General features: G+C 72.8%; 23 protein-coding genes. 11 read left to right on the top strand and 12 right to left on the bottom strand.

All coding sequences use genetic code 11. The features are described from left to right. Positions 1-21: 21 nt before the first annotated feature. Positions 22-204 carry a hypothetical protein gene (locus ACODT5_RS21715; RefSeq protein WP_356511238.1) on the top strand — a complete coding sequence of 61 codons (183 nt, stop codon included), beginning with the start codon at positions 22-24 and terminating at the stop codon, positions 202-204. A 20-nt stretch (positions 205-224) separates the two neighbouring features. Further along, a complete protein-coding gene (locus ACODT5_RS21710) occupies positions 225-806 on the top strand; it encodes an MOSC domain-containing protein (RefSeq protein WP_422520977.1) in 582 nt (193 codons plus the stop codon). A gap of 128 nt (positions 807-934) precedes the next feature. Here ACODT5_RS21710 and ACODT5_RS21705 read toward each other — a convergent pair whose 3' ends face one another. From ACODT5_RS21705 to ACODT5_RS21690, 4 genes are all read right to left on the bottom strand, one after another. Next, positions 935-1321: a hypothetical protein gene (locus ACODT5_RS21705; protein ID WP_422520976.1), complete on the bottom strand. Its 387-nt coding sequence runs from the start codon at positions 1319-1321 to the stop codon at positions 935-937. A 143-nt stretch (positions 1322-1464) separates the two neighbouring features. After that, positions 1465-1944: an SAM-dependent methyltransferase gene (locus ACODT5_RS21700; RefSeq protein ID WP_422520975.1), complete on the bottom strand. Its 480-nt coding sequence runs from the start codon at positions 1942-1944 to the stop codon at positions 1465-1467. 145 nt (positions 1945-2089) lie between these two features. Beyond that, the gene (locus tag ACODT5_RS21695) at positions 2090-2878 is read right to left on the bottom strand and encodes a hypothetical protein (RefSeq protein WP_422520974.1); all 789 of its coding nucleotides are present in this window, start codon (positions 2876-2878) and stop codon (positions 2090-2092) included. Between the two features lie 503 nt (positions 2879-3381). Further along, complete coding sequence (locus tag ACODT5_RS21690) at positions 3382-4065, bottom strand: methyltransferase domain-containing protein (RefSeq protein ID WP_422520973.1); 684 nt, start codon at positions 4063-4065, stop codon at positions 3382-3384. 167 nt (positions 4066-4232) lie between these two features. Here ACODT5_RS21690 and ACODT5_RS21685 point away from each other — a divergent pair, with 167 nt between their 5' ends. The 5 genes from ACODT5_RS21685 to ACODT5_RS21665 all read left to right on the top strand — a co-directional run bounded on the left by ACODT5_RS21685 (position 4233) and on the right by ACODT5_RS21665 (position 9276). Next, positions 4233-5030 carry an MHYT domain-containing protein gene (locus ACODT5_RS21685; protein ID WP_422520972.1) on the top strand — a complete coding sequence of 266 codons (798 nt, stop codon included), beginning with the start codon at positions 4233-4235 and terminating at the stop codon, positions 5028-5030. 79 nt (positions 5031-5109) lie between these two features. After that, positions 5110-7797, top strand: a complete 2688-nt coding sequence (locus tag ACODT5_RS21680) for a sensor histidine kinase (protein ID WP_422520971.1) — start codon at positions 5110-5112, stop codon at positions 7795-7797. Then, positions 7797-8240: a roadblock/LC7 domain-containing protein gene (locus ACODT5_RS21675; RefSeq protein ID WP_422524988.1), complete on the top strand. Its 444-nt coding sequence runs from the start codon at positions 7797-7799 to the stop codon at positions 8238-8240. The genes ACODT5_RS21680 and ACODT5_RS21675 overlap by 1 nt, the downstream gene beginning before the upstream one ends. Positions 8241-8311: 71 nt before the next feature. Beyond that, a complete protein-coding gene (locus ACODT5_RS21670) occupies positions 8312-8638 on the top strand; it encodes a DUF742 domain-containing protein (protein ID WP_254381858.1) in 327 nt (108 codons plus the stop codon). Then, a complete protein-coding gene (locus ACODT5_RS21665; protein ID WP_422524987.1) occupies positions 8638-9276 on the top strand; it encodes a GTP-binding protein in 639 nt (212 codons plus the stop codon). Before ACODT5_RS21670 ends, ACODT5_RS21665 begins: the two co-directional genes overlap by 1 nt. A gap of 76 nt (positions 9277-9352) precedes the next feature. On the opposite strand, the gene ACODT5_RS21660 is transcribed toward ACODT5_RS21665, so the two are convergent. Then, positions 9353-9781, bottom strand: coding sequence for a PPOX class F420-dependent oxidoreductase (locus ACODT5_RS21660; RefSeq protein ID WP_422520970.1), 429 nt, complete (start codon positions 9779-9781; stop codon positions 9353-9355). A 105-nt stretch (positions 9782-9886) separates the two neighbouring features. On the opposite strand from ACODT5_RS21660, the gene ACODT5_RS21655 reads away from it, so the two are divergent. Further along, positions 9887-10285, top strand: coding sequence for a roadblock/LC7 domain-containing protein (locus ACODT5_RS21655; RefSeq protein WP_243340556.1), 399 nt, complete (start codon positions 9887-9889; stop codon positions 10283-10285). 112 nt (positions 10286-10397) lie between these two features. Next, the gene (locus tag ACODT5_RS21650; RefSeq protein WP_422520969.1) at positions 10398-11306 is read left to right on the top strand and encodes a DUF6397 family protein; all 909 of its coding nucleotides are present in this window, start codon (positions 10398-10400) and stop codon (positions 11304-11306) included. Here the strand turns inward: ACODT5_RS21650 and ACODT5_RS21645 are convergent. From ACODT5_RS21645 to ACODT5_RS21635, 3 genes are all read right to left on the bottom strand, one after another. Continuing rightward, positions 11270-11680, bottom strand: coding sequence for a YchJ family protein (locus ACODT5_RS21645; RefSeq protein WP_422520968.1), 411 nt, complete (start codon positions 11678-11680; stop codon positions 11270-11272). The two genes, ACODT5_RS21650 and ACODT5_RS21645, sit on opposite strands and share 37 nt — an antisense overlap. Before the next feature lie 33 nt (positions 11681-11713). Beyond that, entirely contained in the window at positions 11714-12613 is a 900-nt protein-coding gene (locus tag ACODT5_RS21640; protein ID WP_422520967.1) for an acyl-CoA thioesterase, read from the bottom strand. A gap of 106 nt (positions 12614-12719) precedes the next feature. Continuing rightward, entirely contained in the window at positions 12720-15242 is a 2523-nt protein-coding gene (locus ACODT5_RS21635) for a DEAD/DEAH box helicase (protein WP_422520966.1), read from the bottom strand. Positions 15243-15387: 145 nt separating this feature from the next. On the opposite strand from ACODT5_RS21635, the gene ACODT5_RS21630 reads away from it, so the two are divergent. Together ACODT5_RS21630 and ACODT5_RS21625 are read left to right on the top strand one after the other, a co-directional pair. Then, complete coding sequence (locus ACODT5_RS21630; RefSeq protein ID WP_422520965.1) at positions 15388-16179, top strand: metal-dependent hydrolase; 792 nt, start codon at positions 15388-15390, stop codon at positions 16177-16179. A gap of 69 nt (positions 16180-16248) precedes the next feature. Then, positions 16249-16944 (top strand): hypothetical protein, encoded by a 696-nt coding sequence (locus ACODT5_RS21625; protein WP_422520964.1) that lies wholly within the window; start codon positions 16249-16251, stop codon positions 16942-16944. A 31-nt stretch (positions 16945-16975) separates the two neighbouring features. On the opposite strand, the gene ACODT5_RS21620 is transcribed toward ACODT5_RS21625, so the two are convergent. The 4 genes from ACODT5_RS21620 to ACODT5_RS21605 form a co-directional block, all read right to left on the bottom strand. Beyond that, positions 16976-18757 carry an ABC transporter ATP-binding protein gene (locus ACODT5_RS21620; RefSeq protein ID WP_422520963.1) on the bottom strand — a complete coding sequence of 594 codons (1782 nt, stop codon included), beginning with the start codon at positions 18755-18757 and terminating at the stop codon, positions 16976-16978. Further along, complete coding sequence (locus tag ACODT5_RS21615) at positions 18754-20625, bottom strand: ABC transporter transmembrane domain-containing protein (RefSeq protein ID WP_422520962.1); 1872 nt, start codon at positions 20623-20625, stop codon at positions 18754-18756. The genes ACODT5_RS21620 and ACODT5_RS21615 overlap by 4 nt, the downstream gene beginning before the upstream one ends. A 136-nt stretch (positions 20626-20761) precedes the next feature. After that, positions 20762-23698, bottom strand: coding sequence for an FAD-binding and (Fe-S)-binding domain-containing protein (locus tag ACODT5_RS21610; protein WP_422520961.1), 2937 nt, complete (start codon positions 23696-23698; stop codon positions 20762-20764). 84 nt (positions 23699-23782) lie between these two features. Next, positions 23783-24298: a MarR family winged helix-turn-helix transcriptional regulator gene (locus ACODT5_RS21605; protein WP_422520960.1), complete on the bottom strand. Its 516-nt coding sequence runs from the start codon at positions 24296-24298 to the stop codon at positions 23783-23785. Positions 24299-24331 lie beyond the last annotated feature (33 nt).

The following is a 24331-nucleotide window of genomic DNA, read 5'->3' as shown; positions in this document are numbered from 1 at the left end:
CGGAGAAAGAGGGTGCCGCAGATGTCCACGAGCGGAAAGATCGCGGTTGCCGGTGTGGTGGCAGCCATCGTGCTGTTCTGGGCGGTCGGGTTCTGGGCCGGACTGCTGGTCCTGATCGGTGTTCCCGTGGCCGCCTACCTGCTGTTGGACTCCTCCCAGCGTCGTAGGCTGCGGGGGATGTCCAGGAAGCAGATCGGCCGCTGACGGCGGCAGGGGGGTCCATCATGAGCACGGCGAGTACGGCAGGCGCGGCGAGCCCGGCGGGCGCGGCGCAGGTCGCGGCGGTCAGCAGCAACGGGGTCTATTCGTTCACCAAGCCCACGCGCGAGAGCATCACGCTCCTCGAAGGGCTCGGGGTCGAGGGAGACGTCCACGCGGGGGTCACGGTCAAGCACCGTTCCCGCGTGGCCCAGGACCCCACGCAGCCGAACCTCCGGCAGGTGCACCTGATTCACCGGGAGCTCTTCGAGGAGGTGGCCGAAGCCGGCCACCAGGTCGAGCCGGGCCAGCTCGGGGAGAACGTCACCACCGAGGGCATAGACCTGCTCGCCCTGCCGACCGGCACCCTGCTGCGCCTCGGCGCGGACGCGGTGGTCGAGGTGACCGGCCTGCGCAACCCGTGCCTGCAGATCGACAACTTCCAGCACGGGCTGCTCAAGCAGGTGGTGGGCCGGGACGAGGAGGGCAACCTGCTCCGCAAGGCCGGAATCATGGGCGTGGTCCACCGGGGCGGCACCATCCACCCCGGCGACACCATCGAGGTCACGCTCCCCCCGACTCCGCACACCCCCCTCGAACGGGTCTGACCGACTGAGCCCGAGGCCCGGCCGAGGCCGAACCCAAGGCCGGGCCGAGGCTGACCTCAAGGCCGGTCGAGGCCGACCTGAAGGTCCGGCCGGGGCCGGGCCCAAGGTCCGGCCGGGGCCGAGCCCTCTCAGCCGATCCATGCCCGAAGACGCTCGCTGAGCACCACGTCGTGGGGCAGCTGCTCCAGCTCGTGCGCAGGAACGTCCACTCCGTGCTGCCCGAGGACGCCGGCCAGGTGGCCCCAGTGTCCGGCTGCCATCTGCTCCTGCGTCATGCCGTCGAAGGGCTCGTCCGGCCCGACCACCGTCCGGGCCGTCTCCTCGATGTCCTCGATGGAGGTCAGCGCGGGGAGCCCCGACAAACCCGAGCTGCTCCAGCCGCGATCGTCGAGCAACACCACGCTGCGGCCGTCCGCGAGTACGGCCTCCAGCCGCGCCGACACCGACAACTGCCGAGCGTTCGTGGCGCCGACGTCCAGATCGGTGTAAGTGACCAAACGCGTCACCACGGTCATGCCACACCCCTGTCGGCTCGCCTCGACGCCCGGCCCTTTTCCCCGAGCTCACCGTGACGGCCCGTCACACGCGCTCGCGGAATCGCGGAGCCTCGAAGGCTACACTCGGCGCCCCGCTCCCGGCCCGCCCCACCCCGCGCGACTCAGTAGTAGTCGCGCATCAGCTCCGTAGCCCACTCCGGTTGGCGGTGCTCGCCGCGCGGGCCGAATTCCGTCATGTACGGCTTGAGGTCGAGCACGGGAGTTCCCGCGATCGCGTCCAGCCCCTCCACGTGCAACTCCGGTCCGTCCGCCGCCAGTACGTCCACCTTCAGGACTCGGCAGCGCGAGAGGCCCAGCCGGTTGGGGCGGTTCTTGCCGCGCTGGGCGAAGATACCGACGAGCGGCCAGTCCGCATTGCCCCGGGGGTGCCGAGCCCCCGTCTCGATCTTGTCCTCCGGCACCCGGTCGAAGTGGAAGACCACCTCGACGTGCGAAAAGTCCTCCAGCCCGTACAGGGCTTGCGGACCGAACCGCTCCGGGTCCAGGCGGATCACCGCCGTCTCCCGCCCCCAGTCGTCGTCGACGACCGCGGACCGGCCGCCCACCACCACGCCCACCGGAACCACTTCCACCGGATCCATCAGCGCATCCTCCCCCTCACGACCAACTCGTACAGCGCACGTGCCTCGCACGCGCACCCCGTTCCATCCGACGCCACCCGACCCCACCAGGCCCCACCAGGCCCCACCAGGCCCCGACCGTTCCGTGACCAGGCCGGCTCCGTGGCTAGGCCGGGCGTACGGCGATCCGGTCCAGCGCCGCCAGCAGCTCCGGCAGTTCGGGAAGCTCCCCGTGCGCCTCGTGCGGTACGGCCAGCACCTCGCTCGGCTGCTCGTCCAGCAGGACGAAGGCGGCCCCGCCGGTGCGGGCCACCAGTGACCAGCCCGGCCCGTCGACGCGCAGCGTCCGCGCCTCGTCGCCCGCGAAGGACGACCGCACCCTGCCGGGCGGCGGCGGGCTCTGCGTGTACCCCAGAGCCTCCTCCAGGGCCCGCGCCAGCCCCGGGTGCGCGGCTGCGGCGGCCCCGCCGTCCGTGGCCACGCGTTCGCTCCAGTCGGCCCACTCCCGGGCTATCTGGTCGGCGCCCATCCGCCGCTGCACCGAACCCCAGGCCTCGGCGGACGGCGGGGACAGCGGTACCCGCCCGGTGCCGTCCGCGCCCTGTTCGGGGTCGTGCGGATCGGGGATCCCGGCCGTGGCCACCGCGAGGTCGAGCGGCCAGCCCGCCAGCGAGACCACGATGGACCGTTCGTCGGGGGACAGGTCGTACTCCATCCCGCAGTCCCACGAGGCGATGGCCATGGCCACGAGCGCGACGTCGTCGACCACGACCGTCCAGCGCGCGCCCTCCTCGTCCTGCCCCAGCACCATGCCGTACCCGGCTGCCGCAGGCGGCACGCCCAGCAGCGAGCAGGCCTCGGGGTAGTCGTCGCCCAGGATGCTCGGGAACTGCGCGGGGGTCAGCAGCACGGCGGTCAGCACGTACAGCGAACCGCCGTCCTCCTCTTCGGACACGTGGCCTCCCGGTCGTTCTCTCGTCGGCGCACCCTAACCAGCGAGTAACCACCGCGTCGAGAGCTGGCGGGAGCCGATTTCCGAGGCCGCCACCTGCGCGGAGGGGTGGCCGCCCGTCACGGAACCGCTCCGGCGCCACCGGCGGCGTACCCGGGGATCGCTCGGCACGCGTCGGTGCGGCCGCGATCGGGATGCGCGGGCCCTCGGAGCTCCTGGGCTCCGCGACAATCGGGCCACGGTCGGCCTCCTGGCGGGACGGTGCTCTTCGGGGCGGCCCCGCCCGCGCACGCGGCCGCGACCGTCATCTCCAGCGAGCACATGTCCGTGGAGATGTCCCCCGTGCAGGCGGCGCCCGGCGATCAGGTCACGATCAAGGTCCCCACGGTCAACGACCGTGACTTCGATGACAGTTCGGGCGTGTACCTGGAGCAGCCCGACGGGCCTGCCTGGTCGTCCTCTGCTGACCGACCGCGGGCGAGTGGCCGACGTAGAAGGTTCGTTGGTCAGGGAGTGCGGACCGCCAGCGCGAGGAAGCGGGTGTCCTCGTCGGCGTACGAGGTCAGCTGCCAGCCCGCATCGGCCAGGAGCGGGCCGAGGTTGTGCTCGGCGCGCATGTCGTCCGGGGTCAACTCCCGGCCGTGGCGGGCCGCGAGGGCTGCCCTGCCGATCGGGTGGAAGAGCGCGAGCCGGCCGCCCGGGCGGACCACGCGGGCGAGCTCGCGCAAGTTGGCACCCGGGTCGGGCAGATGGGCGATGAGGCCCGCGGCGAACACGGCGTCCAGCGCCTCGTCGCGCAGCGGCAGCAGGGCCACGTCAGCCAGGAGCAGGGCGCCCTCCGCGTCCCGCCCGGCCTCCTGCGCGGCGGTCAGCATCTGCGGAGTGACATCGGCGCCGAGCACCGTTCCCGACGGGCCGACGGCCGCGCGGAGAGCGGTCAGCGCCCGCCCGGTGCCGCAGCCCGCGTCGAGCACCCGGTCCCCGGGACGCAGTCCGAACTCGCCCACGGCGGTCGCGAAGGCGGGCTCGTCCCCGGGGAACTTGAGGTCCCAGCCGGCCGCGCGCGCCCCGAAGAACTCCTGGACGTGGCCGCGGTCCCGCGTCTGGTCCTGAGGCCGGTCCCGAGCGGGGTTCCGGGGGCGGTCCCGAGCGGGGTCCTGTGACCGGTCCTGTGTGCGGTCTTCGCTCATGTGCCCATGATCCCTCACCGGGGCTCCGGCACATGCCTGCGGAACGTGTGCAAGGTGGTACGCGGCGTGATCGAAGATGAACGTATCTCTGTCATATTCCAGCAGTTCCAGTGGCTTTCGAAATGCGGCCCGTGTTCGCTCCCTCACCCGGACTAGCTTCCGTGGCCATGGGACACCTGGACCACGCCGCCTATGGCTGGCTTACCCCCGCGCTGTCATACGTGATGGCTTCGATCGGCGCCGCCCTCGGCCTGCGCTGCACCGTTCGCGCGCTCGCCGCGACGACCGGAGCCTCCCGCCGCAACTGGCTCCTCACGGCGGCCTCGGCCATCGGCACCGGGATCTGGACGATGCACTTCGTCGCCATGCTCGGTTTCCACGTCACCGGGACCGAGATCCGCTACAACGTGCCGCTGACCATCCTCAGCCTCCTCGTCGCGATGCTCGTCGTCGGCGCCGGAGTCTTCGCCGTCGGCTACGGGAAGGACCGCGGACGGGCCCTCGTCCTCGGCGGTCTCACCACCGGCCTCGGCGTCGCCAGCATGCACTACCTCGGCATGGCGGCCCTGCGCCTGCACGGCTCGGTCTCCTACGAGCCGCTCACGGTCGGGCTCTCCGTCGCCATCGCGGTCGTCGCCGCCACGGCCGCCCTCTGGGCGGCCCTCAACATCAAGTCCCCCGTGGCCGTCACCGTCGCCTCGCTCGTCATGGGCGCCGCCGTCAGCAGCATGCACTACACCGGCATGCTCGCGGTCGCCGTCGAGGTCACCCCCTCGGACACGGCCCTGCCGGGGGCCACCGCCATGCAGTTCATCTTCCCGCTCGCCGTGGGCCTCGGCTCCTACCTCTTCATCACCTCCGCGTTCGTCGCCCTCTCGCCGACCGCCGACGAGCGGGAGGCCTCCGCGATGGCCTCCGCCGACCTCCGCCTGGGAGAGCGGGCCGCCACCGCCCCCGCGGGCTGAGGCGGCGCCGCCCGCGCCCCACCCCGCCACCGCCCCCGCGACCGTCACGTACGCACGCACCGCCCGGAACGAGGAGCCCATGCGCAGACCCCGCAGAACACCGGAAGCAGCGGCGTCGCGGCCGCCCGCGCCCGCGCCGGCGGGCGGCCGCGGCAAGGGGCCGGGCCGCCGGGCGCACGCCGGACCGCCCGCCCGGGAACCGATGGAACACGAGGGCTCCGGCATGCTCGCGGCGATACCTGGCACGGCCGGCGGCGGTGGCCGGGGTCCGCGCCTGCGGCTGCGCCCCGCCACCGTCCGGGCGAAGATCGTCTCGCTGCTGATGGTGCCGGTGGTCTCGCTGCTCGCCCTCTGGGCCTTCGCCACCGTCGACGCGGCCCAGGACGTCGCCCGCCTCAGCCGCGCCCAGCGCGTCGACCAGGAACTGCGGGCACCGGTCGAGACCGCCGTCACCGCGTTGCAGGCCGAACGGCGCACGGCCGTGCGGCTGCTGGCCGACCCCACCGGCGGCCAGGCGGCCGCCGCCCAGACCCCCGGCCAGGCCGCCGCCCTGGACGAACAGGCGCGTCGCACCGACGGGGCCGTACGGGCCCTGCGGCTCGGCGACCGCAACACCGTGGCCGACTCCGGCGACTACCGCACCGACATCGTCATCCGGCTGCGCGCCTTCGTCGCCGCCGCCGAGGGGCTGGGGTCGGCGCGCGAGGACGTCGCCGGGCACCGGGCGACCCCGGAAGCGGCGTACGAGACGTACACCCGGGTGATCGACGCGGCGCTCGAGGTCGGCGGGGCCCTCTCCGGAGGCGGCCAGGACGCCGAACTGGGCGTCGACGCCCGGGTCCTGCTGGAGTTCGCGCGGGCCGGGGAGCAGCTGTCGCGGGAGGACGCCCTGCTGGCGGTGTCGGGGCCGCGCACCGCTGAAACGCTTCGCCGGCTGACCGGCGCCGTCGAGACCCGGCGGGCCCTGACCGCCTCCGCCGCCCGGGACCTGCCCGCGGCACAGCAGGACGCCTGGCAGTCCGTGGCCAAGAGCGCCGCCTACGCCGACCTCACCGGGGCCGAGGACCGGGCGCTGGCCGCCGCGGCCGGTGCCGCCGGCCAGCCCCCCGGCTGGGAGGCCGCGTACACCTCCGTCGCCGGCTCGATGCGGGAGATCACGGACGCCGCCCACGCGGCATCCGCCGACCGCACGGACCCCTTCGGCGCGGGCGCGCTGAGCCCCGCCGGAGCCGCCGTCGCCCTGGGCCTGGCCGCCGTGGCCGCCTCGCTCGTCATCTCGGTCCGCATCGGCCGGGCCCTCGTCGTCGAGCTGGTCTCGCTGCGCAACACCGCACTGGAGATCGCGCACCGCAAACTCCCGCGGGCCATGGACCGGTTGCGGGCCGGGCAGGACATCGACGTGTCCGCCGAAATCCCACGTGGACCGGTCGCCGACGACGAGATCGCCCAGGTCGGCGAGGCCCTGGCCACGGTCCACCGGGCCGCGCTCAGCGCCGCCGTCGAACGCGCCGAACTGGCCAGCGGCGTGAGCGGGGTCTTCGTGAACCTCGCCCGGCGCAGCCAGGTCCTGGTGCACAAACAGCTCACCCTGCTCGACTCGATGGAGCGGCGCGCCGACGACCCGAACGAGCTCGGCGACCTCTTCCGCCTCGACCACCTCACCACCCGGATGCGACGGCACGCGGAAAGCCTGATCATCCTCTCGGGCGCCGCCCCCGGTCGAGCCTGGCGGATGCCGATCCCGCTGACGAACGTCGTACGGGCCGCCGTCTCCGAGATCGAGGACTACCCGCGCGTCGAGGTCCGCCAGCTCGCCGAGGCCGCCGTCGTCGGCGGAGCCGTCGCCGACCTCACCCACCTGCTGGCCGAACTCATCGAGAACGCCACCCAGTTCTCCCCGCCCCACACCAAGGTCCGGGTCAGCGGAGAACCCGTCGGCGCCGGCTATGTCCTGGAGGTCGAGGACCGGGGGCTCGGCATGGGCCGCGAATCCCTCCAGGAGGCCAACCGGCGCATCGAGCAGTCCGAGGCGCTCGACCTCTTCGACAGCGACCGGCTCGGGCTCTTCGTGGTCAGCCGCCTCTCGGCCCGCCACGGCGTGAAGGTGCACCTGCGCATGTCACCGTACGGCGGCACCACCGCGGTGGTGCTGCTCCCGAACTCCCTGCTCCAGGGCGCCCTCACGGCCGCCGCCCCGCAGCCGGAGGAGCAGGCACCCGCGGCGCCGGCGCCGACTGCGGAGCCGGTCGCCGAACCGGTCCGGGAACGGCTGCGGGAGCCGTCCCAGGCCATCAGCGTCGTACGGGACGACGTGCGCGGGGTCCCGGTCCCGGACCGGAGCCCCGTACGGGAGGAGCCCCGGCCCTCCCCGGTGGCCCCGCTGCGGCCGCGCGGCTCCGCGGGCGCGGTTCCCCGTACGCCCGCCCCGGCGATCACGCCGGCTCCGGCTGCCCCCTCGGGCCCGGCCGCCTCGGTCACCGAACTGCCGCGCCGGGTCCGGCAGGCGAGCCTCGTCCCGCAGCTGCGCGAGGCCCCCGCCCCCAAGGCCCCGGCCGGCGTGCGGGGAGCCGAGGAACCGCGCGGCCGAAGCCCCGAGCAGGCGCGCGAGCGGATGGCGGCGTACCGGGCGGGCTGGGTGCGGGGCACACAGGCGAGCGGCGAAGCCGGCGCGGACGGTCAGGGGAGCCCGGGCGGCACGGGTGGGCCAGGCGGGACAGGCGGCACGGGCGGGACAGGCAGTACTGGCGAAGGCGAAGGAGCACGATGATGATCGAACATCAGAGGATCGACCTCGACGGCGTCCGCAGGTCGGGCGAGCTCGACTGGCTCCTGGACGACCTCGTGGTCCGGGTGCCCGAGGTGCGGCACGCCGTGGTCCTGTCCAACGACGGCCTGGCGGTGGGCGCTTCCAGCGCGCTCAGCCGGGAGGACGCCGAGCACCTGGCGGCCGTGGCCTCCGGCTTCCACAGCCTGGCCAAGGGCGCGGGCCGGCACTTCCACGCCGGGGGCGTGCGCCAGACGATGGTGGAGATGGACGAGGGCTTCCTCTTCGTGGCGGCCGCCGGAGACGGCTCCTGCCTGGCCGTGCTCAGCGGGGCCGGCGCCGACATGGGGCTGATCGCGTACGAGATGGCCCGGCTGGTCAAGCGGGTCGGCGAGCACCTGTACACCCCGGCCCGGTTCGCGGCGCGGCCGCCGGCCGCCGGTTGAGGGCGGCGGCCTTGAGCACGAACGGCCAGTGGTACGACGCCGAGGCGGGTCCGCTCGTCCGTCCGTACGCCATGACCGGCGGACGTACGAAGCCGGGACCCCACGGGGTCCGGTTCGACCTGATCGCGCTGGTCGTCGTGGACCCGGCGGGAACGGACGAGGCGGCCGAGTCCCTGCTGGGGCCGGAGCACCGTGCGCTGCTCGGCCTGTGCCGGGACGAGACCCAGTCGGTGGCCGAACTCGCGGCGGACGCGGACCTGCCCGTGGGCGTGGTGCGCGTACTGCTCGGGGACCTGCTGGAGGCCGGACACGTCAAGGTCAGCCGGCCGGTGCCGCCCGCACAGCTGCCGGACGAGCGGATTCTGCGTGAAGTCATCGAGGGATTGCGAGCGCTGTGATGGGACTGCAGGACAACGGGCCGGCGCCGGCCGCCGAGGGCGGCGAGGAACTGGCAGCGCTCGCGCTGAAGATACTCGTGGCGGGCGGCTTCGGAGTCGGGAAGACGACCCTGGTCGGTTCGGTCAGCGAGATCCGGCCGCTGCGGACGGAGGAGCTGCTCAGCGAGGCCGGGGAGCTGGTCGACGACACGGGCGGGGTCGACCAGAAGACGACGACCACCGTGGCCATGGACTTCGGGCGGATCACGATCAGGTCGGGGCTTTCGCTCTACCTGTTCGGGACCCCGGGGCAGGACCGGTTCTGGTTCCTGTGGGACGAGCTGTCGCAGGGCGCGCTGGGCGCGGTGGTGCTCGCCGACACGCGGCGGCTGGAGGACTGCTTCCCGGCGGTGGACTACTTCGAGCACCGCAAGATCCCGTTCGTGGTGGCCGTCAACTGCTTCGCGAACGCGCGGCGGTACGCCTCGAACGAGGTCGCGCGGGCGCTGGACCTGGATCAGGGGACGCCGGTGGTGCTGTGCGACGCGCGGGACAAGGACTCGGGGAAGGAAGTGCTGATCCGGCTGGTGGAGTACGCGGGGCGGGTGCACACGGCGCGGTTGCTGGAGTCGGTGGAGCCGCGGGCCGATTCGGTGTGAACCGGCCCGCGGCCGAGGGACGGTGCAGGGTGGGATGGTGCGGGGCGGGGCTGAGGTGTGGGCGCGGGGGCCGCGGTCAGTCGGCCACGCCGGCGGCCGAGATCACCTTCTCGATGCCGACCCGCACGAGGAGTTCGCCGGGGACGGCGTTGCGGCGGCCGAAGGCCTCCCCCTGCTCCTCGCCCATGTAGCGGGCGCCGATCCTGGTCGACCAGGGGAGCATCGCGTCCAGGTCCTCGCTGATCTGTGCCCGGCCCTGGAGGATCACGTAGGAGAAGGGCGGCCGGTCGTCGTCCACGCAGAGCGCGACGCGGCCGTCGCGGGCCAGATTGCGCCCCTTGACGCTGTCCTTCCCGGTGTTGAACACGAAGGAATCGCCGTCGAGAACGAACCAGATGGGAGCGATGTGAGGGCTTCCGTCCTCACGGACGGTGGACAGTTTCCCGGTGCGGGTGGAGTGGGAGACGAACTCCCGCCATTCCTCTTGAGTCATCTTCTTCACCATGGGTCCATCCTCCTTGCCGGAAAGCCGCTGGTGGGGAAGGCTGGCGGCACGACTATGCGGGGTGGGGCGCGGCCGGTCGGCCGCGTCGACGGGGAGGGACTGTATATGGCGCTGGACAAGCAGCTGGACTGGCTGCTGGACGACTTGACGCGGCGGGTGCAGCAGGTGCGGCACGCGGTGGTGCTCTCCAACGACGGCCTGGTGACGGGCGCGAGCGCGGGACTGGCACGGGAGGACGCGGAGCACCTGGCGGCCGTCGCAGCGGGGCTGCAGAGCCTGGCGAAGGGCTCGGGGCGGCACTTCAGGGCCGGTGAGGTCCGTCAGACGATGGTCGAGTACGACGACGGGGTCCTCTTCGTCATGGCGGCGGGTGCGGGCAGCTGCCTGTGCGTGCTGAGCGCCTCCGAGGCCGACATCGGGCACGTGGCGTACGAGATGACACTGCTGGTCAACCGGGTGGGAGAACACCTGGGTGTCGCGGAGCGGCGGATCACCGGAGGCTGAGGCCGGGGGCGGCGCGTTCCGCTCCTTGCGGGTTGTCCACAGGGCCTGCAGGGTGTCGTCGCTCTGCGTTACGTTCTTCACGCACAGTAATCACTCTGGTGGGGAGAGCATGATGACGCAGACGATTCAGGCACCGCGGTCACTGTCGGCACTGCAAGCACCGCAAGCACCGCAAGCACCGCAGGCGCCGCAGGAACGGCAGGCGCTGCGGGCGCCGCAGGCGGCGGACATGGCGGGCGCGGCGGACGTGGCGCAGGTCGCCGGGCTGCTGGGCGGCGGGCGGGCCGCGGGGGAACTGGGGCTGAGCCGCAGCGAGTTCGCGCGCGCCGTGCAGCTGGGCATCGTACGGGCCGGGCCCCAAGGGGCCGCCGGGGCCGCGCGGTACACCCGGACCGAACTCGACCGGGTCCGGTCGGCCGAAGGATTCCCGGACACGCTGCGCGAGCGCGTGGAGACGGTCGCGGGAGCGGAGGCCGCGGCCGCCGTCCTGGGGGTGGGCCCGAGCCGGTTCACCCGGCTCGCCCGCTGCGGACACCTCGCTCCGGTGGGATACCGGATCAACCGCTACCGGGCGGTGGTGTGGCTCTATCTGACCGCGGAGCTACGGGACTTCGCGGCACGCGAGCCCGGGATGCTCCGCGGCAGCGCGCCGCCGGGGGACCGGGAGCTGATCGAGACCAGGACCGACCTGCGACCCCGCAAGTGGCGGGAGCGGCACGTCGGGCTGTTGCTGAGACGGACCGCCGACCCCTGGGAGCGGGCTGCCGTCCTGGCCTCCGTCCTCCCCGAAGACGACGTGCGCAGGGCCGTGCCCGACCCGGCTGAGCGCATCCTGCTCGGCGCACTCGCCCCGCCCCCGCCCTACGGGCACCCGCAGGTGCCGGCCGCCGCGGAGGTGGCGGCCCGGCTGCTGCGGGCCGGGCCGCCGGACGAGATCGGCTGGTACCGCACCAGCCTCGACTTCGCCCTGACCGGAGCGAGGGGTCAGTCGAAGTCCACGGGGGAGAGGGGGCCGACGTAGACCCAGGCCCCGTTCTCGCGGGCGAAGGAGCTGTGCTCGTGCAGCGAGCCGGTGTGCCGGCCCTCGCGGTAGTGCGCCCGGAACTCCACCGAGCCCGCCGTCTCGAACATCCCGCCGCGCTCGGTGGCCAGGATCTCCAGCCGTTCCCAGCGCTGCCCGGGATCCAGGTCGAGCACGCCCGGCCGGGTCGTCGGGTGCCAGGAGCGCAGGAGGTACGCGGTGTCGCCGACGGCGAAGGCGCTGAAGCGGGAGCGCATCAGCAGTTCGGCGGTGGGCGCCTGCCGCTCACCGGAGTGGAAGCGGCCGCAGCACTCCGGATAGGCGGCGGGCAGCCCGCAGGGGCAGGGCAGGGCTGGAGTGGCCGGCGTGGGCATGGGAACTCGCTCAGTTCTTCGAGGACGGAGGGACTACTGGGGTGACACGGCAGGCTTGGAAGCCTTGGCGCCGTAGGGGCGGAAGAGCCCCTCCTGGACCACCGAGACCAGCAGCTTGCCTTCGAGGTCGTAGATGCGGCCGCGGGCCAGGCCCCGGCCGCCGTGCGCGATGGGCGATTCCTGGTCGTACAGGAACCACTCGTCCGCCCGGAACGGCCGGTGGAACCACATGGCGTGGTCGAGGGAGGCCATGTCGAAACCGCGCATGCCCCACAGGGGTTCCACGGGGATGCGCACGGCGTCGAGGAGGGTCATGTCACTGGCGTAGGTGAGGGCGCAGGTGTGCACGAGCGGGTCGTCGCCCAGCGGGCCTACGGCGCGCATCCACACCGCACTGCGCGGATCGGCGCCCTTGAGATCCTCGGGGGTCCAGCGGAGCCGGTCCACGTAGCGGATGTCGAAGGGCTGGCGGCGGGCCATCCGCTCCAGTGCCTCCGGCAGCGTGCCCAGGTGCTCGCGGATCTCGTCCACGACCTTCGGGAGCGTGTCCGGGTGCGGGAAATGGCGAGGACGCAGCTGGTGCTCGATGCTGCCCTCCTCCGGGTGATGGAAGGAGGCGGTCAGATTGAAGATGGTCTTGCCCTGCTGGACCGCGGTGACCCGGCGGGTGGTGAAGGAGCGCCCGTCGCGCACCCGCTCCACCTGGTACACGATCGGCACTCCGGGGATGCCGGGGCGCAGGAAGTACGAGTGGAGGGAATGGACGGGCCGGTCGCCCTCCGCGGTGCGGCCGGCCGCCACCAGCGCCTGGCCGGCGACCTGGCCGCCGAAGACGCGCTGGAGGGACTCCTGGGGGCTGGCGCCCCGGAAGATGTTGACCTCGATCTGCTCCAGGTCGAGCAGATCGACCAGCCTCTCGGCGGGGTTCGTCATCAGAGGATCTCCACTGTCGGGCCCGGCGGCCGTGACGGCGCCGGTCGGTTGCGGGTCGGGGGACGGTTGCGGGGCGGGTGCCCGCCCGGGCGGAGCCGGGAGGAGGTCAGAGCTGGCCGAGTTCGCCGACCGAGGTGACGCGCAGGACCGCGCGGCCCTCCTCGTCGGAAGCGGCGAGGTCCACCTCGGCGCTGATGCCCCAGCCGTGGTCCCCGTTGGGGTCGGCGAAGGTCTGCCGGACGCGCCACAGGCCGTGCGCCGCGTCCTCCTCGATCTGGAGCAGCTTGGGGCCGCGCGCGTCGGGGCCCGTACCCAGGTCGTCGTACTCGTCCCAGTAGCCGTCCATGGCCTCGCCCCAGGCGTCGGCGTCCCAGCCGGAGTCGCCGTCCAGCTCGCCCAGCACGTTGACGTGGTCCAGGGCCGCCAGCTCCACCCGGCGGAACATGGCGTTGCGGACCAGGACGCGGAAGGCGCGGGCGTTCGCGGTGACCGGCTTGACCTGGTCGGCCTTCTCCTGGGCCTGCTCCGCCGTCTCCACCTCCGGGTTCGCCAGCTGCTCCCACTCGTCGAGCAGGCTCGAGTCGACCTGGCGGACCAGCTCGCCGAGCCACTCGATCAGGTCCTGGAGGTCCTCGGACTTGAGGTCGTCGGGGATGGTGTGGTCCAGGGCCTTGAAGGCGCTCGCCAGGTAGCGCAGCACGATGCCCTCGGTGCGCGCCAGCTCGTAGTACGAGGTGAACTCGGTGAAGGTCATCGCGCGTTCGTACATGTCGCGGATGATGGACTTCGGGGAGACCGGGTGGTCGCGGACCCACGGGTGGCTCTTGCTGTACACGTCGTAGGCGTGCAGGAGCAGCTCTTCGAGCGGCTTGGGATAGGTGATCTCCTGGAGCCGCTCCATCCGCTCCTCGTACTCGACCCCGTCGGCCTTCATCGCGCCCACGGCCATGCCGCGTTCCTTGTTCTGCTGGGCGGCGAGGATCTGGCGCGGGTCGTCCAGCGTGGACTCCACCACCGAGACCATGTCCAGCGCGTAGGAAGGGGACTCCGGGTCCAGCAGGTCGAAGGAGGCCAGCGCGAAGGTGGACAGCGGCTGGTTCAGCGCGAAGTCCTGCTGGAGGTCGACGGTCAGCCGGATCGTGCGGCCCTCGGCGTCCGGGGTGTCGAGCTTCTCGACGACACCGCCGTCGAGCAGGGAGCGGTAGATGGCGATGGCCCGCCGGATGTGGCGCAGCTGGGCCTTGCGCGGCTCGTGGTTGTCCTCGAGCAGGTGGCGCATCGCCTTGAAGGCGTCGCCGGGCCGGGCGATGACCGACAGGAGCATGATGTTGGTGACCTTGAAGCGGGAGGTCAGCGCTTCCGGGTCGGCGCCGATGAGCTTCTCGAAGGTGGTGTCCGACCAGGCCACGAAGCCCTCGGGAGCCTTCTTGCGGACCACCTTGCGGCGCTTCTTCGGGTCGTCGCCCGCCTTGGCGAGGGCCTTCTCGTTCTCGATGACGTGCTCGGGCGCCTGGGCCACCACATAACCGGCGGTGTCGAAGCCGGCCCGGCCCGCGCGGCCGGCGATCTGGTGGAACTCGCGGGCGCGCAGCGTGCGGACCCGGGTGCCGTCGTACTTGGTCAGCGCGGTGAACAGCACGGTACGGATCGGGACGTTGACGCCGACGCCGAGGGTGTCGGTACCGCAGATGACCTTCAGCAGACCGGCCTGCGCCAGCTTCTCCACCAGGCGGCGGTACTTGGGCAGCATGCCCGCGTGGTGCACGCCGATGCCGTGGCGGACGTAGCGCGAGAGGTTCTGGCCGAACTTCGTGGTGAAGCGGAAATTGCCGATCAGCTCGGCGATCTTGTCCTTCTCCTCGCGGGTGCACATGTTGATGCTCATCAGCGACTGCGCCCGCTCGACCGCCTGGGCCTGGGTGAAGTGCACGATGTAGACCGGCGCCTGCCGGGTCTCCAGCAGCTCGGTGATCGTGTCGGTGATCGGCGTCGTGACGTACTCGTACGACAGCGGGACGGGCCGGGTCGCGGAGCGGACCATCGAGGTGGGCCGGCCGGTGCGCCGGGTCAGGTCCTCCTCGAACCGCTTCATGTCGCCGAGCGTCGCCGACATCAGGATGAACTGCGCCTGCGGCAGCTCCAGGATCGGGATCTGCCAGGCCCAGCCGCGGTCCGGCTCCGCGTAGAAGTGGAACTCGTCCATCACGACCTGGCCGATGTCGGCGTACTTGCCGTCGCGCAGGGCGATCGAGGCCAGCACCTCGGCGGTGCAGCAGATCACCGGGGCGTCCGAGTTCACCGAGGCGTCGCCGGTCAGCATGCCGACGTTCTCGGTGCCGAAGAGCTTGCACAGGTCGAAGAACTTCTCGGAGACCAGTGCCTTGATCGGCGCGGTGTAGAAGGTGACCTTGTCCTGGGCCAGGGCCGTGAAGTGCGCGCCCGCCGCCACCAGGCTCTTGCCGGAGCCGGTCGGGGTGGACAGGATCACGTTCGCGCCCGAGACGACCTCGATCAGCGCTTCCTCCTGAGCCGGGTACAGGGTGATGCCCTGGTCCTCCGCCCACGAGGAGAAAGCCTCGAAGAGGGCGTCGGGGTCGGCGTTCGGCGGGAGCTGATCAATGAGGGTCACACCCCCCATCTTGCCTGGCTTCCCCCCGGATCAGGGAACCGGCGGACAGAAGGAAGATCATCGGCGGTACGCTGTGCCGTCGATGAGGCCCGAACGACACCGTCAACAGGGCCCGACCAGCACACCACCGGGGCGGGGAACGACCATGATGGGTCCGGCGCACTCACTGTCCGGGGCAGCGGCATGGCTGGGGGTGGGTGCCGCGGCGGCCGCCTCCGGGCACCCGATGCCCTGGCCCGTCCTGGTCGTCGGCGCGCTCATCTGCGCCGGAGCCGCCCTCGCCCCCGACCTGGACCACAAGTCGGCGACGATCTCCCGCGCCTTCGGTCCGCTCTCCCGGGGCCTGTGCGAGGTGGTCGACAAGATCTCCTACGGGGTCTACAAGGCCACCCGGGCCCCGCGCGACGCCCGCCGCACCGGAGGCCACCGCACGCTGACCCACACCTGGGTCTGGGCCGTCCTGATCGGCGCCGGCTCCTCCGCGATCGCCGTCACCGCGGAACGGTGGGGCGTCCTCGCCCTCCTCTTCATCCACCTGGTCCTCGCCGTCGAAGGCCTGCTGTGGCGGGCCGCCCGCATGTCCAGCGACGTCCTGGTCTGGCTGCTCGGCGCGACCAGCGCCTGGATACTGGCCGGCGTGCTCGACCAGCCCGGCAACGGCTCCGACTGGCTCTTCACCGCCCCCGGCCAGGAATACCTGTGGCTCGGCATCCCGATCGTGCTCGGTGCCCTGGTCCACGACATCGGCGACGCCCTGACCGTCTCCGGCTGCCCGATCCTGTGGCCCCTGCCCATCGCGGGCAAGCGCTGGTACCCCATCGGCCCGCCGAAGATGATGCGCTTCCGTGCCGGCAGCTGGGTGGAGCTCAAGGTCCTGATGCCGGTGTTCATGCTCCTGGGCGGAGTGGGCGGAGCCTCGGCCCTCGGCTTCTTCTGACCGCCTGACCGCCTGACCGGCCCGTCGTCCGGCGGTGGGCCGTCGTCGGCGGCGACGTAGCCTGGCCGGATGCCCGACGACATCCTTGCCCTGTGGCCGCTCGCCTCCCCCGCTGAGACGGACTGGCTCGCCGAGCTGGCCCAGGACGACGGGCTCACCGGCTACGAGGCCCCCGGCCGGCCCGACGCCGCCTGGGTACTCGGTGGCATGTACGAGCGCGGAGAGAACGCCGGGGACTCCGTCAATCACATCCAGGACCGGGTCGAGCACCCCGGCCCGGGCTGGGAGCGGCTTCGCTGGGCGGACCTTGCCGTCCGCCTCGGAGATCCGGTCGTGCCGCAGGGGATCTACCCCTGCTATCACTGCTTCCCCTCCGCGAAAGAGGCGGGCATCCGGCCCGGTTCCGTGGAGTGGCCCGCCGAGGGCAGTCTCGACAGGCCCACGTGGGACCAGTTGATCCGGTTCCTCACCACCTGCAGCCCCCGGGGAGCGGACACCCCCTGCACGGCGTACTACAGCCCGCTGGCCAACGGGGACTTCGACGGGAAGCACGTCCGCTCCGGGCGGCTGGGCGACGCCCAGGGACTCTTCGACCACCCGGACGTCCTGTACACCCCCTCCAACCTGTGGCCCGAGGACCGCTCCTGGGTCGTGTACACCGACTACGACCTGTGGGCCACCAAGGTCTCCGGACCCGAGCGCCTGGTCGAAGCGCTGCTCGCCGACCCCGAGATCGAGGCCGTCCGCCTGCCCTGGACCACGTAGAGAAGGACCGGGGCAGGCGGGGCGGCGGCGGTCAGCCGTGCCAGGAGCGCCACAGGGCGGCGTACGCGCCGTCGGCCTCGACGAGGGCGTCGTGCGAGCCGAGCTCGGTGATGCGGCCGGCCTCGACCACCGCGATCACGTCCGCGTCGTGCGCGGTGTGCAGCCGGTGCGCGATCGCGATGACCGTGCGGCCGTCCAGCACCCGGGCCAGCGAGCGCTCCAAGTGCCGGGCCGCGCGCGGGTCCAGCAGCGAGGTGGCCTCGTCCAGGACGAGCGTGTGCGGATCGGCCAGCACCAGTCGGGCCAGCGCTATCTGCTGCGCCTGCGCCGGGGTCAGTGCCGCGGACCCCGAGCCGACCTCGGTGTCCAGACCGGCGTCCAGCGCCCGCGCCCAGTCCTCCGCGTCGACCGCGCCGAGCGCCGCCCACAGCTCGGCGTCACCCGCCTCCGTACGAGCCAGCCGCAGGTTGTCCCGCAGGGAGCCCACGAACACGTGGTGCTCCTGGTTGACCAGGGCCACGTGCTCGCGCACCCGTTCCGCCGGCATCTGCGACAGCCGCGCCCCGCCGAGGGTGATCTCACCGGTCCGCGGCGCGTAGATGCCCGCCAGGAGCCGGCCCAGCGTGGACTTGCCGGCGCCCGAGGGCCCGACCAGGGCCATCCGGGTGCCCGGCGGCACCGACATCGACACCTGGTGCAGTACGTCCACGCCCTCGCGGTACCCGAAGTGCACCTGGTCCGCACGGACGTCCCGGCCGTCCGGGGAGACGCCCGCGTCGCCCGCGTCCGGTTCGATCTCCCGCACGCCCACCAGCCGGGCCAGCGAGACCTGCGCGATCTGCAGTTCGTCGTACCAGCGCAGGATCAGGCCGATCGGGTCGACCATCATCTGCGCGAGCAGGGCGCCCGTGGTCAGCTGCCCCACCGACATCCAGCCCTGGATCACGCAGTACCCGCCGATCATCAGCACCGAGCCGAGGATCGTCACGTAGGTGACGTTGACGACGGGGAAGAGGACCGTCCGCAGGAACAGCGTGTACCGCTCCCAGGCCGTCCACTCCTTGATCCGCCGCTCCGAGAGCTCGATCCGCTGCCCGCCGAGGCGGTGCGCCTCGATGGTGCGGCCCGCGTCCACCGTCTCGGTGAGCACGGCGGCGACCGCCGCGTACCCGGCCGCCTCGGACCGGTAGGCCCGCGGCGCCCGCTTGAAGTACCAGCGGCAGCCGATCACCAGCACCGGCAGCGCCACCAGCGCGGCCAGCGCCAGCGGCGGCGCGGTCACGGCGAGCGCCCCGTAGAGCAGCCCCGCCCAGACGACGCCGATGGACAGCTGCGGCACGGCCTCGCGCATCGCGTTGGCCAGCCGGTCGATGTCGGTGGTGATCCGCGACAGCAGGTCACCGGTTCCCGCGCGCTCCAGTACGCCGGGCGGCAGGCCCACCGACCGCACGAGGAAGTCCTCGCGCAGATCGGCCAGCATCTCCTCGCCGAGCATCGCCCCGCGCAGTCGGACCAGCCGCACGAACACGGTCTGGACGCCGAGCGCGAGGGCGAACAGCAGTCCCACCCGGCCCAGATGGAGCTCGCGGGCCCCTTCCGAGAGCCGGTCCACGACCTGGCCCAGCAGGTACGGGCCGACCATGGAGGCGATCACCGCGACCGTGTTGACCCCCACCAGGACCAGGAAGGCCCGCCGGTGGCGGCGGAACAGGCCGCGCACGTAGCCCCGAACCGTCGCGGAGCTGCCCACGGGCAGGGTCGCGGCCGTTTCAGGGGCGGCCGGATCGTAGTCCGGCGGCGCCACGCCGATCATGCGGATTCCTCGATCTCTGTCAGTACGGATTCCAGCCGCGGGAGCCGCTGTTCGTCCCCGGCCCGCTGTTCTTCCTCGGTCTCGCGGGTGACGACCGCCCGGTAGCGCGGGTCGCCGTGCAGCAGCTCGCGGTGCGTGCCGCTCGCCACCGCCTTGCCCTCGTGGATCAGGACGACCCGGTCGGCGCGGTCCAGCAGCAGCGGCGAGGAAGCCAGTACCACCGTCGTGCGACCGGAGCGCAGGGCCGAGACCCCGTCCGCGATCCTGGCCTCGGTGTGCGAGTCGACCGCCGAGGTCGGCTCGTCCAGCACCAGCACCTCGGGATCGGTCACCAGGGACCGCGCCAGCGCCAGCCGCTGACGCTGGCCGCCGGACAGCGAGCGGCCGCGCTCGGTGATCCTGGCGTCCATCGGATCGTCCACCCCGTCCGGGGCTGACTGCAGCAGGGCGTCCAGTACGTCCGTGCACTGGGCCGCCGCGAGCGCCGCCGGCGCTTCGACGGCCCCGGACGCCGGTACGTCGAAGAGCGCGTGCAGCGTCCCGGACAGCAGGACCGGATCCTTGTCCTGTACGAGGACCAGCGTGCGCGCGGTGTCCAGCGCGAGCTCGTCCAGCGCGACCCCGCCCAGCAGGACGGACGGCCCCGCCGCGGCGTCCATCGGGTGCCCGCCCAGGCGCTCCGCGAGCCGGCCCGCCAGGTCGGGGTCCCCGCACACCACGGCGGTGAACCGGCCCGAGGGGACCAGCAGTCCGGTCTCCGGGTCGTACAGGTCCCCGCCGGGGGCCGGGGGTGCCGGGGTGCGGGCGACTGCGGTGGAGGCCACGGGCTCCGCGCCGGCCACGGCCTCCGCCCCCGCCTCCGCCTTCGCGTCGGTCCGCGTCAGCGACAGCACCCGCGCCGTCCGCTTGGCGGAGGGGCGGGAGAAGGAGTACGCCATCGCGATCTCCTCGAAGTGCCGCAGCGGGTAGAGCATGGTCGCCACCGCGCTGAAGGCGGCGACGAGTTCGCCTACGTCCAGCCGGCCGTCCAGCACGAGCGCTGCCCCGTACCAGACCACCGTGACCAGCAGCGCTCCCGGCAGCAGCACCTGGATCGCGGAGATCAGGGCCCACATCCGGGCACTGTGCACGGCCGCTTCGCGGACCTGCTGCGAGGCCTCGCGGTAGCGGCCGAGGAAGAGTTCCTCGCCGCCGATGCCGCGCAGGACCCGCAGGCCCGCCACGGTGTCCGAGGCCAGTTCGGTGGCCTTGCCCGCCTTCTCCCGCTGGAGGTCGGCGCGTTGGGTGGCGCGCGGCAGCAGCGGCAGGACGGCCAGGGCGAGCACCGGCATGCCGAGGGCCACGACCACGCCGATCGTGGGCGCGTAGAACAGCAGGACGACACAGCCGATGACCAGGGTCAGGGCGGCGGCCAGGAAGCGGGACACCGCCTCGACGAACCAGCCGATCTTCTCCACGTCGCCGGTGGAGACGGCCACCACCTCGCCCGCCGCGACCCGCTGGGTCAGGGCGGAGCCCAGGTCGGCGGTCTTGCGGGCGAGCAGCTGCTGGACCCGCGCGGCGGCGGTGATCCAGTTGGTGACGGCCGTGCGGTGCAGCATCGCGTCGCCGAGCGAGATCGCGACGCCGAGCAGCGCGATCAGACCGCCGACCCACAGCAGCCGGGCGCCGTCGCCGTCCACGACCGCGTCGATGCCCATGCCCACGGTGTACGGCAGGCCCGCGATGCCGCCGAAGTGGAGCAGCCCCCAGCACAGGCTTTTGGCCTGCCCGCCGAGTTGGCCCCGACCTAGCCACCAGAGGAACCGGGGGCCGGAGCGAGCGTCGGGTACCCCTGGGTCCGGATACGGAAGATCGCTGATCTGCATGACGCCCCATGACTGGTCGAGTGTTCCAAACCGTGCAAGGTTCGCGTTCCGGACCGGTCCGGGGCAATCGATTTTCCGTTGGCCAAAGCTCTGCGCGGGCAGGCTTGTGGCCCGGGTGACCAGAGGGGTGGCGCTCTCAGGGCCGGGTGGCGCGCTCCAGTTCCAGGAGCGCCGAGTAGTAGCTGCGGCCCGTGGCCCGGTCCATGCCCACCTCGCACATCCGGTTCGCCGACAGGTGTGCGTCGAACTCCCGCGCCGTCACCTCGGCGGCCTCGCGGGCCGTCGCCGATTCCGTCAGCTCCGGGTGCAGCATGCCGCGGTCGCCCGCGAAGGCGCAGCACCCCGCGTCGTACGGGACCACCACCTCGTCGGCGCAGGCCTCGGCCACCGCCCGCAGCTGCGCCTCGTCGTCCAGGTGCCGCATCGAACAGGTGGGGTGGAGCACCGCCGAGCCCACCGTGCGCCGGACCTCCAGGTGCGGCAGCAGCTCCTCGGCGGCCCAGACGATGGAGTCGACGATCCGCAGCTCCGAGTGGAGCGCCCGGTTGTCGTCCGTCAGGTACGGGACCACCTCGTGCGCGATGCCCAGGGTGCAGGAGGACGCGTCGACCACGAGGGGCAGCCGCCCGCCGGCCGTCCAGCCCCAGGCGGCCTCGACGATCCGGTTGGCCATCACGCGGTTGCCGGCGTCGTACCCCTTGGAGTGCCAGATCGTCGCGCAGCAGGTGCCCCTGACGTCCCCGGGGATCCACACCGGCCTTCCGGCCCGCTCCGACACCGCCACCACGGCCTCCGGAAGGGAGGGGCCGGGCCGGCCTTCGGGGCCGCCGAAGATCCGGTTGACGCAGGCCGGGTAGTACACGGCGGCGGCGCCCACGCGCCGGGTGGCGGGCAGCTTGCGGGCCGCGGCGCCGGGGACCTGCGGCAGCCACTCGGGAACCAGGTCGGGCCGTACGGCCTTGCGCGCGGCCCCCGTCACGGCCCGCAGGATCCCGTCCCCGACGGCGTCGGTGATCTTGTCGGCGGCGGCCACGGCCAGCCGCGCGGCCACTTCGACCGCGCCGAACCGCAGGGCGGCGAGCTCGGCCGCGCGCTCCTCGCGCGGGCTGTGCCGGCGGTGGCGGAAGTCCTTCATCAGGGCGCCGGTGTCGATGCCGACGGGGCAGGCGAGCTTGCAGGTGGAGTCGCCGGCGCAGGTGTCCACGGCGTCGTACCCGTACGCGTCGAGCAGGCCGTCGAGCACGGGGGAGCCGGGCTGCTGGCGCATCATCTCCCGGCGCAGCACGATCCGCTGGCGCGGGGTGGTCGTCAGGTCCTCGCTGGGGCAGGTCGGTTCGCAGAACCCGCACTCGATGCAGGGGTCGGCTACGGCTTCCACCTGCGGGATCGTCTTGAGGCCGCGCAGGTGCGCCTTCGGATCGCGGTCCAGGAGGATCCGCGGGGCGAGCACCAGGTCGGGGTCGATCACCCGCTTGGTGCGCCACATCATCTCGGTGGCCCGGGGCCCCCACTCCAGTTCCAGGAAGGGGGCCATGTTGCGGCCGGTGGAGTGCTCGGCCTTCAGGGAGCCGTCGAAGTGCTCGACGGTGAGCCGGCAGAAGGCCTCCATGAAGGCGGCGTACCGCTCCACGTCCGCGGGCCGGGCTGCGTCGAAGGCGAGCAGGAAGTGCAGGTTGCCGTGGGCGGCGTGGCCGGCGACGGCGGCGTCGAAGCCGTGCTCCGCCTGGAGTTCGAGGAGGGCCTCGCAGGCCTCGGCCAGCCGGGACGGGGGGACCGCGAAGTCCTCGGTGATCAGGGTGGTGCCGGAGGCGCGGGCGCCGCCGACGGCCGTGACGAAGGCCTTGCGGGCCTTCCAGTAGCCGGAGATGGTCCTGGCGTCACGGGTGAAGGCGTTGGTCACCGAGGCCACCGGGGTCACCAGGTCCAGCCCGGCCAGCACCTCGGCGGCCCGCCGCTCGTACTCCGCGCGGCCGGCCTCGTCGGGGGCCCGGAACTCCACGAGCAGCGCGGTGGTGTCCTTGGGCAGGCCGGCCCAGTCGGCGGGGACGCCGGCGACGCTCACCGAGGCGCGCAGGGTGTTGCCGTCCATCAGCTCGACGGCCAGCGCCCCCGCCTCGTTGAAGAGCGGTACGGCGGCGGCCGCGGCGGGCAGCGAGGGGAAGAAGAGCAGGGCGCTGGTGAGCTCGCGGTCCAGCGGCAGGGTGTCGAAGACGACCTCGGCGATGAAGCCGAGGGTGCCCTCGGAGCCGACCATCAGCCCGCGCAGGATCTCCACCGGGGTGGCGCCGTCGAGGTAGGCGTCGAGGCGGTAGCCGGTGGTGTTCTTGATCTCGTACTTGGCCCGGATGCGGGCGACGAGCTCCGGGTCGGCCTCGATCTCCTTCTTGATCTCCATCAGGCCGTGGCACAGGGATGGCTCGGCGTGCTCCAGCTCCTCGTCGGCGAGCGGGTCGGCGGTGTCCACGACGGTGCCGCTCGGCAGGACGAAGGTGAGGGAGGACAAGGTGCGGTACGAGTTCCTCGTGGTGCCCGCCGTCATGCCGGAGGCGTTGTTCGCGACGACTCCGCCGAGGGTGCAGGCGATGGCGCTGGCCGGGTCCGGGCCGAGGACCCGGCCGTGGCGGGCGAGCGCGGCGTTGGCGCGCACGACGGTGGTGCCGGGCTGGATCCGGGCGCGCAGCCCCTCCTCCAGCACCTCGACCCCCGCCCAGTGGCGGCGGACGTCGACGAGGATGTCCTCGCCCTGGGCCTGGCCGTTGAGCGAGGTCCCGGCGGCCCGGAAGACCACCTCGCGCTGCCTGCCGTGGGCGTAGGACAGGACGGCGGAGACGTCGTCGATGTCCTCGGCGATCACGACGACCTGGGGCAGGAACCGGTACGGGGAGGCGTCGGAGGCGTAGCGGACCAGGTCGGAGACGCCCGAGAGCACCTTGTCGGCGCCCAGCAGTTCGCAGAGCTCGCTCCGCAGCGGTTCGGGGGTGCCCTTCGAGGCCCGGTCGGGCACCCGGTCGGGGGAGGGGCCGCTGATGGTGCGCGGGCGCAGGGCCCCCGGCTTCGGTTCCAGCAGTGGCATCTGCAGCCCCTCAACTCGCGCCGTGTGGGTCGGTCTCACTCGTTCGGCGCAGCCCCGGCCCTGTCCCGGCCGGACCGTCGCCCGTCAGCAGCCGTGCTCCGCCGGAGCGTCCGCCAGAGCGTTCAGCAGGCCGCCGAGCACCTCGCGCTGATCGGCGGTCAATGGAGCCAGGATCTCCTCTGCGGCGCCGGTTCGCGCGTTGCGCAGGCGGCGCAGCGTGGCGCGGCCGGTGTCGGTGAGCTCGATCCTTATGACACGGCGGTTCTCGGGATCGGGCACGCGGCGGACGCAGTCGGCGCTCTCCAGGCCGTCGACCAGCGTGGTCACGGCACGGGGCACCACCTCCAGGCGGACGGCGAGGTCCGCCATCCGGGGCGGGCGCGCCGCGGAGAGGTGGGCGACGGTGCGCAGCAGCCGGGACTGGGCCGGGGTGATGCCGAGCGGCTCCAGATGGCGCTTCTGGATGCGGTGGAGCCGCCGGGTCAGGCGCAGGAGCTGCTCGGCGAGCACGCCGTCGGTCGTGTCGGTGGTGCCGGCCGTGTCGGAGCTCTCGGCGCCGCCGGTGCCCCGGGCGCTGTCGGTCTCGGAAGCGGTGCTCATGCTGCGGTCCTCATAATGGGAACGATATCAGGA

Source organism: Streptomyces tatrensis, from assembly GCF_049310065.1.
In the GTDB taxonomy this organism is placed as follows: domain Bacteria; phylum Actinomycetota; class Actinomycetes; order Streptomycetales; family Streptomycetaceae; genus Streptomyces.
The sequence above is the reverse complement of the archived record's forward strand: the minus strand, read 5'-3'. Positions and strand labels throughout refer to the sequence as shown.